Source organism: Mycobacterium sp. DL, assembly GCF_039729195.1.
GTDB classification, from domain to species: domain Bacteria; phylum Actinomycetota; class Actinomycetes; order Mycobacteriales; family Mycobacteriaceae; genus Mycobacterium; species Mycobacterium hippocampi_A.
The window spans coordinates 596,169-608,374 of the sequence record NZ_CP155796.1; the positions used below are offsets into that span (position 1 = coordinate 596,169).

Below are 12,206 nucleotides of genomic sequence, written 5' to 3' on the forward strand. Positions count from 1 at the left end.
CTTGCACAGGGGGGTCGATGGACAAGGGGGTTCGTGAGTACCTGCTGACCTGGTGGCGGCAGCCCTTCGAATTCGATTGGACCGCACGACTTCTGCGGGTCAATGGGGTCCTATGGGTGCATCAGGTGTTCATCGGCTCCTTCAGCGTGATGTACGGCGTCACCGCACTGTTGACGGTGGCAGGCGGATTGCTCGACGGGGGACCGGCCGGCGGCCGGGTCGTCGTGGTGTTGATCGCCGTCAGCTCGGCCGTGGTCGGGGTCGTCTGGATCGTCGGCCCGTGGCCCTCCGAGCGGATGTCGGCAGCCTTCGCGATCTACGCCGACCTGTCGGTGTTCGTGGTGATCTTCTGTTGTGCAAGTGCTTTCACCGCGATGCCGGGTCTTGCTCTGCTCGCCGCCAACGGCATCTACATCGTGCTGCTCCACGGCCCGCGTGCCCTGATGTGGCACCTCAGCTTCACGGTCGCCGCGTTCGCATGGTTCTACGGGCTGGCTGTCTTCCAGGACGGTGCAGCCGTTGCGGTGATCACGGTGCGTCTACTGGTGCTGTTGCCGACGGTGGTCGGGGTCCCGGTGATCGTGCAGTCCTATCTGCTGACGCTGCGGATGGGTGCGGTCGACGCGTTGATCGACCCTCTGACCAGGCTTCTCAACCGCCGCGGCCTCGACGTCGACGGCGAGGAGCTGGTGTCTCACGGCGGGGGGCAGGTCGGTGTGCTCGCCGTCGACATCGACAAGTTCAAGGCCATCAACGACAGCCATGGCCACGACGTCGGTGACCGGGTCCTGGTCGCGGTGGCCAATGCCGTGAGGGATGCGGTGTCGAACGCCGGGGTCCGTTCGGTGATCGCCCGAACCGGCGGCGAGGAGTTCGCCGTGGTGATCGACGCCGGGCCCGACGCCGTGCGTCGGGTCGCCGAACTCGTGCACCGGGCTGTGGCGCAGTGTGATGCGGCGGTGCTGCCGACCGTCAGCATCGGTGCCGTGACGGCGGTCAATCAGCCGGATCAGGCACGCGTGGCAGTGCGCGCGCTGATCGAGCGGGCCGATTCGGCGATGTACCGCGCCAAGAATGCCGGTGGGAATCAGACGGTGGCGGCCGACGATCCCGTCTCGGCGGGGGAGTGAGACTGCGCTGGCGGTTCGACCGGATCCGACGGGGACGTCGTGCCACGATGAGACCGTGACGCATCCGGTCGACCGCCACCTCCGCCGTCTGACGACCCCACGGGCCGCGGCGTTCGCCGGCGTGCTCTTCGCGTTGCTCTTCGGAACGGCGCTGGTGATGATCCGCACCGCGCTGCCCGGAGCAGACCAACTCGGCTCGCAGTGGGTCGACGGGTCGAGCGCGCGCCTGCGGATCGCCGTCGTGCTGATGCCGTTCTCGGGCATCGCGTTCCTGTGGTTCATCGGCGTGGTCCGCGACGGCCTCGGCGCGCTCGAGGACAAGTTCTTCGCGACCGTGTTCATCGGGAGCGGGTTGTTGTTCCTGGGCATGGTCTTCGTCGCCACGGCCGTCGGCGCCGGGCTGCTCGCCAGCAAGGAGTTCCTCGCAGAGGAGAGCACCCGAACCGAGGTCGCGGCTTTCGGCCAGGGGTTGCTCACCGCGCTCAGCAACACCTACGCGTTGCGGATGGCCGGGGTGTTCATGATCTCGCTGGCCACCATCTGGTTGCGCACCCGGCTGATGCCCGGCTGGCTGGCGATCGTGACTTATGTTGTCGCACTGACGGTTCTGGTGGCCAGTGACATCAGCCTGTGGATGACGCTGGCCTTCCCGGTGTGGGTGCTGGTGGTGAGCCTGGTGATGCTGGTGCGCTCGGGGGTGATCGACCTGCCCGGCGACGACCTCAATCCTCCGGCAACGACAGGGCGCTCGCCGGACACAGCCTGACCGCCTCACGGACATGGTCGTGCTCGCCCTCTGGGACCGGATCGGCGAGGACCACCACGATGCCGTCGTCGTCCTGATCGAAGACGTCACCCGCCACCATCACGCAGTTACCGGCCTGAATGCACAGTTCGCGATCTGCTGAGACCCTCACTACCAGCTCACCTCCAACGACTTCAGCCCGTAGATGAAGTGGAACGAGCGGAATTGCACGTCCTCAAAATCCTCGGCCAGGGCCAGGCCGGGGAATCGGCGCAGCAGCGCGGGAAAGGCGATCTGCATCTCCATCCGGGCCAACGGCGCGCCCAGGCAGTGGTGAACGCCGTGGCCGAACGCCACGTGACCCATCGCCCCGCGACCGATGTCGAGGATATCCGGGTTGTCGATGAATCGGCTGTCGCGGTTGGCCGAGGGCAGCGAGGCGAACACCAGTTGCCCGGCGGGGATGTGCACCCCTGAGATCTCCACGTCGGTGGTGGTGATCCGTGGGATCGCGGTCTGCACGATCGACAGGTAGCGCAGCAGTTCCTCGACTGCGGGCGCCACCGCGGTCGGGTCGTCGCGGACTGCCGCGAGCTGGTCGGGATGGCGGAGCAGCGCAAGAGTGCCCAGTCCCAGCATGTTCGACGTCGTCTCGTGGCCGGCAAGCAGCAGCAGACCTGCGATCCCGATCAGCTCGTCGTCGGTGAGCTCGTTGCCGTGTTCCCGGACGAGCATCCCGAGGATGTCTTCTCCCGGTTGCGTCCTGGCGCCTTCGACCAGGGATCTCATGTAGGCCCTGCCCGCGGTCTGCAACTCGAGGCGCTCGGGCATCGGGATGGACAGGTCGAGTTGGCGTGCGCTGCGTCGCTGGAAGTCGTCGCGGTCGGCGTAGGGCACCCCGAGCAGTTCGCAGATGACCAGCGACGGGATCGGCAGGGCGAAGTGCGCCACCAGATCGGCGGGTGTTCCGGCGGCCGCCATTGCCGCCACCTGCTCGTCGACGATCTCGACGATCCGGGGCTGTAGCCGCTTCATCCTGCGGAAGGTGAACTCCGGGGTGAGCATCCGGCGCAGCCGTTGATGCTCCGGCGGGTCGAGGCCGAGCAGGTTCCCGGCCCGGGCGCTGGCCAACTCCTCCTCGGACATCTCGGGAGCCCCGGGCATGACAAAGCCCGGCGGACGGGTGTTGGAGAACCGGGCGTGCTCGGACAGCACGGTCTTGACGTCGTCGTAGCGCGTGACGAGGTAGACCTGCATGCCGAAGGCATTGGTGAAGGTGGTGACACCGGAGGTCTCGCGGATCTCGCGCATCTGCGGTGTCGGGTCGAATGCCTCGCGCCGCATGTGCAGCGGTGGCAACTCGGCGTCGATGGTTCGGGCCTGACTCATCTTTCGACGCTACCTGCTGCCCGCGCGGGCACCGCTTCTACGAAGTGGCAGCCACCCCGGCGCGGTGTCGACCGCTCGATTCTCCGTCAGAACCACTTGGCTGCTCGCGCAGCGCGGGCCACCAGATCCGCGGCCCGATGAGTGTGAACAGCGCGGGGATGATCACCGTGCGCACGACGAAGGTGTCCAGCAGGATTCCCAGCCCGACGATGATGCCTACCTGGGTCAGCACGATCAGCGGGAGCACGCCGAGCACGCAGAACACCGCGGCCAGCACGATGCCGGCACTGGTGATGACGGCGCCGGTGGCCGAGACCGCACGGATGATGCCCTCCCGCGTGCCGTGCTGTGGTGTCTCCTCCCGGGCGCGGGTCACGAGGAAGATGGTGTAGTCGACGCCCAGCGCCACCAGGAACAGGAATGCGAACAGCGGTGCGGTGTTGTCCAGCGCGGGGAAACCGAACACGTGCACGCTCGCCCAACTGCCCAGTCCGAGGGCTGCCAGCGCACTCAGCACCGTCACCGCGACCAGGATCAGCGGCGCCAGTGCCGAGCGGAGCAGCACGTAGAGCACCAGCAGGACCACGGCGAGGATCGCGGGCACCACCACCGCACGATCCGACGCAGCCGCCGCCGACGCGTCCCGAGCCTTCGCGTCGGAGCCGCCGACCAGTGCGTCCGAGTCGACCTGCTGCACCGAATCACGCAGTGCGTCAACCGTTTCGAAAGCCTCGTCGGACGCCGGTGAGGCGGCCAGCACAACCGACCACTGACTCAGCCCGTTCGCCGCGCTCCCCGCAGGCGTGGCCGACACGACGCCGGGCGTGTCGTCGATGGCGCGCTGGACGTCGGCGGCACGGTCGGTGGATGCGATCACGGTGGCGGGATCGGTGAGCCCGCTGGGAAAGTGCGCGGCCAGGGTGTCGAATCCGTCGACGGATTCGGCCTGGACGCGGAACTGCTCGGTCTGGGACAGGCCGATCGGTGTGCCGACGAGACCGGCGCACAGCAGGGCCAGAGCGCCGATCGAGACCACCGCCACCCGGGCCGGCCGTCGCGCGACCCCCGCCGCCACCCGGTGCCAGATCCCGCTGTCGGTCAGCGCCCGGTCTCCCAGCGCAGGGATGAACGGCCAGAACAGCTTCCGGCCGAAGAGCCCGAGCAGCGGCGGCAGCACCAGCAGCACGAACACCGCCGCGACGACCAGCCCGGCAGCCGCCTGGACGCCCAGGCTGCGGGTGCTCGGCGACGATGCGAGAAGCAACGTCAGCAGCGCCAGCACCACCGTCGCATTGCTGGCGAGGATGGCGGGTCCGGCACGGCGGACGGCGATGTTCAGGGCGTCCTGATGGGACTGGTGCTGCCCCAACTCTTCTCGGTACCGCGAAATGAGCAGCAGGGCGTAGTTGGTGCCCGCGCCGAACACCAGGACGCTGGTGATGCCCGATGTCGATCCGTCCGGCGTCATCCCCACCGCGTCGGCGACCGCGGCGCCCGCGACGGAGCCGACCCGGTCGGCGAACGCGATCACCAGCAGCGGAACCAGCCACAGCACCGGGGAGCGGTACGTGATGATCAGCAGCAGGGCCACCACCGCCGCGGTGACGATGAGCAGCGTGAAGTTGGCGCCGGAGAAGGAGTCGGCGATGTCCGCGCCGAATGCGGGTCCGCCGGTGACCTGGGCTCGAAGATCCCCGGGCAGCCCGTCGGAAGCGGCCGCCCGCAACTCCTTCACGGTGTCGTTCAGATCGAACCCGGACAGGTCGGCCCGCAGCGGCACCGGGGCCACCGCGGCCTGCCGGTCCTCGGAGACCTGGACGGGTGGACCCGCTTCGGCACCCGCACCGGCCACCACCAGCATGCGCTGGCGGGCCTGATCTGCGGCGTCGAGATCTGCCGGCGTCAGCACGGCGCCGTCGCCGCGGCTCACGACCAGGATCGCGGGGACGCGGTCGCCCCCGGGGAACTCGGTGCGCAACGCGTCGGCGCGGGCGGACTCCGCCCCGGCGGGCACCGGCACGGGGGACTGCTCGGCGGAGTCGCCGGTGCCGATCAAGCCCATCAGGGCGCCGGAGGCGATGACGATGAGTAGCGCGACGAGCCAGGAGGTGCGGCGGTTCATGCCGGCAACTATTTCAGATAATTAAACATTAATCAATTGAAATTCTGGTTAAGGTGGTCGGGTGCAGGATGAGGACCGGAAGGCGCTGGAGGTGCAGATCGCTGCCGACGTGCGAGCGCTGACGGCGGAGTCCGACCAGATCGGCCACAACTTCGCCGGCAGGCACGCTCTGACGGGCAACGACTTCCGCGCGCTGCTCCATGTCATGGTCGCCGAGAATTCCGGCGAGCCGTTGACCGCCGGAGAACTCAGGAAGCGGATGGGGGTCTCTGGCGCGGCGATCACCTACCTGGTCGAACGGATGATCGCATCGGGGCATCTGCTGCGGGATTCCGATCCTGCGGATCGTCGAAAAGTCATGCTGCGGGTCGCCGACCAGGGTCTGGAGGTCGGGCGGGAGTTCTTCACACCGCTGGCCGGGCACACCACCGACTCGCTCGCCGACCTCCCGGACGACGACCTCGCCGCAGCGCACCGGGTGTTCAGGGCGCTCATCGGAGCGATGGGCGCCTTCCGGGCGCAGCTCGACGGCCAGGTTGCGCATGGCGCGACTCATCGCGGCCCGGGTTCTGGCAGGGTGGATGGTCGATGAGTGACACGACAGACGGCGACGAGATGACTGAGCACCCCGCCCCGCCCGCACCCGGTTCGGCATCGGTGATGCTGCTCGGTGCCGGGGAACGCAGCCGTGAGCTCGCCTCGGCATTCGAGCGCCTCGGCGCCGAGGTGACGATCGTGGAGAAGTACGCCGACGCCGGCGCCCTCACCGCGCTCGTCGACGCGCAGAAGCCGCACTACGTGGTGGCCGACGCCGGCGCCGTCGCGACGGACGCGTGGATCACCATTGCCGAGCGCGGCGACGTGGAGGTCTTCCCGACGCCGCGCAGCACCCGGCTGTCGCTGGACGGCGAGGGGTTGCGCAGGCTAGCCGCCGACGAGCTGGGGCTTCCCACGGCGCCGTTCTGGTTCGCCGGCTCTGCCGACGAGCTCACCGCGGTCGCCACGCACGCCGGCTTCCCGCTGGTGGTCAAGCCCGTTGCTGCCGCCCCCGGTGAAGGCGAGTCGGTCCTGCTCAGGCCCGAGGACATCCAGCCCGCCTGGCGCCGCGCGGTCGCCGGCGGTCGGCTCAGCATGCAGCGGGTGATGGCGGAGACCGTCGTCGAGGTGGACTTCGAGGTGACACTGCTGACGGTGCGCACCACCGGTCCCGCGGGTCCCGTCGTGCACTTCTGCGAGCCGATCGGGCACCGCCAGTCCGAAGGCGACGCCCTCGAATCCTGGCAGCCTCAGCAGCTCTCGCCGGCGGCGCTGGACGCCGCGAAGTCGATCGCCGCCCGCATCGTCAACTCGCTGGGCGGCCGCGGCGTGTTCAGTGTGGAGTTGCTGGTCCGCGGCGACGAGGTCTACTTCGCCGATGTCCGGCCCCGGCCGCACGACACCGGGCTGGTGACCCTGCGCTCGCAGCGGCTCTCCCAGTTCGAGTTGCAGGCTCGTGCGGTCCTCGGACTGCCGGTGGACACCATCATGATCTCGCCGGGCGCGGTCGAGGTGACCTACGCGCAGGCGAACGACGGCGGGGAGTCGGAGAGCTCCGACGTCGACGACACCCAGTTGCAGCTGGTGCTGGCAGACGCGCTGGCTGTGGCCGAAAGCGACGTGCGCCTGTTCGGCCGGTCCGATTCGGCCGAGGCCCGGGGCTGGCGCACCCTCGCTCTGGCGACGGCACCCGACCCGATCGTGGCCCGCGACCGCGTCCGCCGGGTAGCGACTGCCCTTCGACGGCTCCGGTGACCGAACCGACCGACTCGTCCGATGCCGGCGGGACCGCGGGACCCTTCCTGGGCGCCCTGACGATCATCGTGGCCATCGTGATCGCCGTCTGGCTGTTCAACGTGTTCTCCGGTGACGAACTGACCGACGACCAGCAGATCGGGCTCGCCGTGGTGGCGCAGAACGACGCGCTCCAACGCGAGGACTACGCCGCCTTCCGGTCCTACACCTGCGCAGAACAGCAGGGTGTCGAGTCGGAAGTGATTGCCGAACAGCAGGATTCAGCAGCAACGCGGGGCGACCGTTTCGTCGACGGCACCTCCGGTGTGGCCATCGCCGGCGACCAGGCCACCGCCGATGTCACCTACCACTTCGAGAACGACCCCGACGCCCAGGAGACGGTCGAGGTCGCCTTCGTGCGCCAGGGCGGCGCCTGGAAGGTCTGTTCGACCGGTCCCAGTTAGCTATGGGACACTCACGACCGTGAGTTATGCGGGAGACATCACGCCTGACGAGGCCTGGACGCTGCTGAGTGAGAACCCCGAAGCCGTTCTGGTCGACTGTCGGACCGATGCCGAGTGGCGATTCGTCGGGGTGGCCGACCTCTCCAGTCTCGGCCGCGATGTCGTCTACGTCGAATGGAACCGCACCGACGGCGCGCACAACGACGGTTTTGTCGACGAACTGCTGGCTGCGGGCGTCACTCCGGGCGACCGCCCCGTGGTGTTCCTGTGCCGCTCGGGAAACCGTTCCATCCCCGCCGCGGAAGCGGCCACCGCAGCAGGCATCGCCCCGTCCTACAACATGCTGGACGGCTTCGAAGGCGGCCTCGACGAGCAGAAGCACCGCGGTGGCACGGGCTGGCGCGCCCTCGGCCTGCCGTGGAGGCAATCATGAGCGAGCAGGTGCCGTCGGTACGGATTCCGGCCGCGTTGCCCGACGGGGTCAGCCAGGCCACCATCGGCGTGCGCGGCGGGCTGCTGCGCTCGGGCTTCGAGGAAACCTCAGAGGCGTTGTACCTGACATCGGGCTACGTCTACGAGACCGCAGCCGACGCGGAGAAGGCGTTCACCGGAGAGATCGATCGATACGTCTACTCGCGCTATGGAAATCCGACGGTGTCGATGTTCGAGGAGCGGCTGCGGCTGATCGAGGGCGCGCCCGCGTGCTTCGCCACCGCCAGTGGGATGTCCGCAGTGTTCACGGCGTTGGGTGCGCTGCTGGGTGCCGGCGACCGATTGGTGGCCGCCCGCAGCCTCTTCGGGTCGTGTTTTGTCGTGTGCAACGAGATCCTGCCGCGCTGGGGCGTGGAGGTGGTGTTCGTCGACGGCGACGATCTGTCCCAGTGGGAGGAGGCGCTGTCGGTCCCCACCCAGGCGGTCTTCTTCGAGACGCCGTCGAACCCGATGCAGCAGCTGGTGGACATCGCCGCCCTGTGCGACATGGCGCATGCCGCCGGCGCAAAAGTGGTGCTGGACAACGTCTTCGCGACACCGATTCTGCAGCAGGGCTTTCCGTTGGGTGTCGACGTCGTCGTCTACTCGGGCACCAAACACATCGACGGCCAGGGTCGGGTGCTCGGTGGTGCGATCCTCGGCGACAAGCAGTACATCGACGAGCCCGTGCAGAAATTGATGCGGCACACCGGCCCAGCGCTAAGTCCTTTCAATGCGTGGACGCTGCTGAAGGGACTCGAGACGCTGGCATTGCGGGTTCAGCACCAGAACTCGTCGGCGCACCGGATCGCCGAGTTCCTCGAAGCGAACCCGTCGGTGAGCTGGGTCAAATACCCGTTCCTGGAATCACATCCGCAGTACGACCTCGCCAAGAGGCAGATGACCGGCGGCGGAACCGTCGTCACCTTCGAGTTGAGGGGCGGCAGCAAGGAACGGGCCTTCGAGGTCCTCGACAAGCTGCAGATCATCGACATCTCCAACAACCTCGGGGATTCCAAGTCGCTGATCACCCATCCGGCCACCACCACACATCGGGCGATGGGCCCGGAGGGTCGCGCCGCGATCGGGTTGGGTGACGGCGTGGTGCGGGTGTCGGTCGGGCTGGAAGGCACCGAGGATCTGATCGCCGACCTCGATCGGGCGCTGGGCTGAGTGTCCCGGCAGTCCGACGCGAAGAAGGCGCGGCGTAGGAAGCGGCAGCGAGCGCGCGACGAGGGGTGGGTGTCCGACAGCGTGGCAGCCGAACTCGAAGTCGCCGCGGAGCTGGAGAGATTCGACGCCGGACTCACTGAACGCGGGTGGGTGTTCGGTGAGGACGATGACGCGCCGGGAGTCTTCTGGATATGGCCACCGTCGGCTGCCGATGTCGACCACGACGCCGAGCGGGCCAGCGCGACCGTCGTGCTGTTGACCCCGGACGACGGCGGCGGGATCGCCCACGTGGTGTTCGTGGGAGCCGACGAGGACTACCAGTTCGGCCTGGAGGAACTCTTCGACCACCTCGATGCCATCGAGGCATACCGGATGGGTGAGCCGCTTCCGGTGTTCGACTGATCGGGGCAACGCTGCATCAGCTGGCGCACCGATGCGCAAGTGTGACGAACCCTTGATCGAATCGAAGGCGTTCAACATCTTTCGGTGATCGAGCTATCACCTCTAACATCAGATCTCTATCGCCAACATTGACGATCTTGATAGTTCGAAGGATGCGGAGAACCATGCGCGTGGCCGTCAGGAGTGTCCTCGCCATGGGCTTGGTGGCTGCGGGCGCCGTTGCAGCGCCGGCGCATCCCGGTAGCGCGGCAAGTCGGTCGCCGCAACTCGACATCGTCGCTCTGTCCCCCGCGGAGGGCGCGGTGGTGGGCGTGGCGCACCCGCTGGTGATCACCTTCGGCAGCTCGGTGGTACAACGGCGCCTGGCCGAACAAGCCTTGGGCGTCACGTCTGAGCCGCCGATGACGGGCAAGTTCGAGTGGGTGGAAAACAATGTCGCGCAGTGGGTCCCGGATCAGTTCTGGCCCGCGCACAGCACGGTGAAGCTCACCCTGGGCGGCCTGCCAACCCGGAACTTCGAGACGGGCCCGGCCGTCATCGGTGTCGCCAACCTCTCGGACCACACGTTCACCGTGACAGTCGACGGACAGCCTCCCGATCAGCTTCCGGCACCGCATCACCGGCCCAACTGGGGACAGAACGGGGTGTTCCCGGCGTCAATGGGACGTCCGGAATACCCTACGCCAGTAGGGGTCTACACCGTCCTGGCCAAGGAACGCGACGTGGTGATGGATTCGAGCAGCGTCGGCATTCCCCTGGACTCTCCCGATGGCTACCTGCTGGACGTGGAGTACGCCATCCGGTTCACCCAGCGGGGCCTCTTCGTGCACTCCGCTCCCTGGGCTGTCAACCAAATGGGATACGAGAACACCAGCCACGGCTGTGTCGGCCTCAGCACCGAGGACGCCGAATGGTACTTCAACACCGTCAATGTCGGTGATCCGATCATCGTTCGGGAGAACAGCTTGGAAGTTCCCCGCACTGTTGCCGGCTAGCGCTGCCCCGGCCGGCGGTCTGTGGCACCGGGTATCGACGCCCGTGCCGAGCTCAACCAGTTCGACCATCCACGCCGAATCCGCCTGTCTGAGAGGCAATCCGGATCCGCGGCGTCGTCGATGATGTATTGAATGCCGGCGGGCCAGACACACCTGCGGCCCGCCCCCTCATCGGGGACGGGCCGCAGGCGACGCTTCAGTTCCCGCCTAAGCTCCGGGGCCGGGCGCGATCGGTTGGCCGGGCACCGGCGCTCCACTCGGCGCCGGGCCCGTCGAATCTCCCTTTCCGGCAAGACCACCCATGGTGGCCAGCGGAAGGCCATCCGCCACAGCGGCTCCAGCTGGAATCAGCGGTGCTGCAGGCGGAATCGGCGGCGGTGCCAGTGGAGGCACGACCGGGGGAATCGGTGGCGGTGCCAGTGGCGGTACGACCGGGGGGATCGGTGGCGGAGCCAGTGGCGGTACGACCGGGGGGATCGGTGGCGGAGCCAGTGGCGGCACGACCGGGGGGATCGGCGGCGGAGCCAATGGCGGCACAACCGGCGGAACCGGGGGCGGAGCCAGCGGGCCCGGCAAAGCCATTGGAACACCGGACATCTCAGAGATCGGCGCGCAGGCGACCGCCCCCGCTGGGACTTCGCCCGCCGACGTCTGGAGGCATTCGTACCCACCGGCTTGCGCGACGCCGGGGCTCAATGCCAAGGCGATGCCGCACAGTCCGGCACCGACGGCAGCCACTCTGATGCTGAGTCGATCAACGACAGCCATCAGGCACCAACTCCCTCATTCACTCTCCAAAGATCCATCGATTCGATGGGGCAACAGGATGTCTGGCCACCAATCCGAGCCGCCTGGCAGCGACGTCGTCAATTTATCTCTACGAACTACAAGGGTGGAAGACGCTGCACCAGGCCGTTTCCGAATGGTGACGTTCGGTGCGGTTTGACATCCGTTCGTGTTGGAAATCTATTGCAAAAGAGATGTTTCCGAGACTTGACGGTTCAAATCTCAAGGACCTGCGAAGTCACCGACAGCGGTCATCGTATGGCCGTCCCAGGCAGTGGCGAAGCCGCCTGCGGTGAATCCGCAGTTCAAGATGATCGCCCGGTGGCCGGGACTTTGCATCCAGAAGTTGAGCGCACCATCGGCAGTCGCGGCAGAACCGGTGGCCCAGTAGACGATCTCACCGGTGGAGCCGAGACCGCCGTAGCCTGCGTCCGCCATACGCGCTCGCGGTGACGAGCCGTCCGAACCGGTGTGACTGTAAGCGCGGTTCCGAAGCATGTCGTCTGCGTGCCGCTGAGCCGCCGCGGTCAGCCGCGCGTCCTCGCCGATCGTCCCGCATGCCTGGCGAAGCTGTTTGACGCCGAGGGATATCCCGGTTGCCCGGCCGTCGGCCTGCGCCGTGAAATCTCCCGCGGTGGCGTCGAGCGCCGTGGTCACGACAGCACACAGTGCGAGAATGCCGACGACCTTGGTCTTCATCACCATGTTGCCTCTTGCCGTGCCTACAGTTACCAGCGGTTGGCTATCAGTGGTGTTGTC

14 protein-coding genes are annotated in these 12,206 nt (G+C 67.6%); 9 read left to right on the forward strand and 5 right to left on the reverse strand.

The window, feature by feature from the left end:
- Window positions 1-17 precede the first annotated feature (17 nt).
- Window positions 18-1,130 carry a GGDEF domain-containing protein gene (locus tag ABDC78_RS02810; RefSeq protein ID WP_178361246.1) on the forward strand — a complete coding sequence of 371 codons (1,113 nt, stop codon included), beginning with the start codon at window positions 18-20 and terminating at the stop codon, window positions 1,128-1,130.
- Window positions 1,131-1,185: 55 nt separating this feature from the next.
- The gene (locus ABDC78_RS02815) at window positions 1,186-1,896 is read left to right on the forward strand and encodes a hypothetical protein (RefSeq protein WP_178361247.1); all 711 of its coding nucleotides are present in this window, start codon (window positions 1,186-1,188) and stop codon (window positions 1,894-1,896) included.
- Here the strand turns inward: ABDC78_RS02815 and ABDC78_RS02820 are convergent.
- The 3 genes from ABDC78_RS02820 to ABDC78_RS02830 are packed head-to-tail and all read right to left on the reverse strand — an operon-like array spanning window position 1,853 to window position 5,386.
- Window positions 1,853-2,047, reverse strand: a complete 195-nt coding sequence (locus tag ABDC78_RS02820) for a ferredoxin (RefSeq protein ID WP_178361248.1) — start codon at window positions 2,045-2,047, stop codon at window positions 1,853-1,855. The genes ABDC78_RS02815 and ABDC78_RS02820 overlap by 44 nt on opposite strands.
- Window positions 2,047-3,264, reverse strand: a complete 1,218-nt coding sequence (locus tag ABDC78_RS02825; protein ID WP_178361249.1) for a cytochrome P450 — start codon at window positions 3,262-3,264, stop codon at window positions 2,047-2,049. The genes ABDC78_RS02820 and ABDC78_RS02825 overlap by 1 nt, the downstream gene beginning before the upstream one ends.
- Before the next feature lie 37 nt (window positions 3,265-3,301).
- The gene (locus tag ABDC78_RS02830) at window positions 3,302-5,386 is read right to left on the reverse strand and encodes an MMPL family transporter (protein WP_178361250.1); all 2,085 of its coding nucleotides are present in this window, start codon (window positions 5,384-5,386) and stop codon (window positions 3,302-3,304) included.
- A 61-nt stretch (window positions 5,387-5,447) separates the two neighbouring features.
- Between ABDC78_RS02830 and ABDC78_RS02835 the strand changes: the two genes are divergently transcribed.
- From ABDC78_RS02835 to ABDC78_RS02865, 7 genes are all read left to right on the forward strand, one after another.
- Window positions 5,448-5,978, forward strand: coding sequence for a MarR family winged helix-turn-helix transcriptional regulator (locus ABDC78_RS02835; RefSeq protein WP_178361251.1), 531 nt, complete (start codon window positions 5,448-5,450; stop codon window positions 5,976-5,978).
- A gap of 23 nt (window positions 5,979-6,001) precedes the next feature.
- Window positions 6,002-7,177 (forward strand): formate-dependent phosphoribosylglycinamide formyltransferase, encoded by a 1,176-nt coding sequence (purT, locus tag ABDC78_RS02840; RefSeq protein ID WP_178361505.1) that lies wholly within the window; start codon window positions 6,002-6,004, stop codon window positions 7,175-7,177.
- Complete coding sequence (locus ABDC78_RS02845) at window positions 7,174-7,620, forward strand: lumazine-binding protein (RefSeq protein ID WP_178361252.1); 447 nt, start codon at window positions 7,174-7,176, stop codon at window positions 7,618-7,620. Before purT ends, ABDC78_RS02845 begins: the two co-directional genes overlap by 4 nt.
- A 19-nt stretch (window positions 7,621-7,639) precedes the next feature.
- The gene (locus tag ABDC78_RS02850) at window positions 7,640-8,053 is read left to right on the forward strand and encodes a rhodanese-like domain-containing protein (protein ID WP_178361253.1); all 414 of its coding nucleotides are present in this window, start codon (window positions 7,640-7,642) and stop codon (window positions 8,051-8,053) included.
- Window positions 8,050-9,264, forward strand: a complete 1,215-nt coding sequence (locus ABDC78_RS02855; RefSeq protein ID WP_178361254.1) for an O-succinylhomoserine sulfhydrylase — start codon at window positions 8,050-8,052, stop codon at window positions 9,262-9,264. Before ABDC78_RS02850 ends, ABDC78_RS02855 begins: the two co-directional genes overlap by 4 nt.
- Window positions 9,265-9,666 (forward strand): hypothetical protein, encoded by a 402-nt coding sequence (locus ABDC78_RS02860; RefSeq protein ID WP_178361255.1) that lies wholly within the window; start codon window positions 9,265-9,267, stop codon window positions 9,664-9,666.
- A gap of 164 nt (window positions 9,667-9,830) precedes the next feature.
- Window positions 9,831-10,661 carry a L,D-transpeptidase gene (locus tag ABDC78_RS02865; RefSeq protein WP_178361506.1) on the forward strand — a complete coding sequence of 277 codons (831 nt, stop codon included), beginning with the start codon at window positions 9,831-9,833 and terminating at the stop codon, window positions 10,659-10,661.
- Between the two features lie 207 nt (window positions 10,662-10,868).
- Here the strand turns inward: ABDC78_RS02865 and ABDC78_RS02870 are convergent, their stop codons facing one another.
- Together ABDC78_RS02870 and ABDC78_RS02875 are read right to left on the reverse strand one after the other, a co-directional pair.
- Complete coding sequence (locus tag ABDC78_RS02870; RefSeq protein WP_256736370.1) at window positions 10,869-11,429, reverse strand: hypothetical protein; 561 nt, start codon at window positions 11,427-11,429, stop codon at window positions 10,869-10,871.
- Window positions 11,430-11,669: 240 nt separating this feature from the next.
- Window positions 11,670-12,152, reverse strand: coding sequence for a CAP domain-containing protein (locus ABDC78_RS02875; RefSeq protein WP_178361256.1), 483 nt, complete (start codon window positions 12,150-12,152; stop codon window positions 11,670-11,672).
- Between the last annotated feature and the right edge of the window lie 54 nt (window positions 12,153-12,206).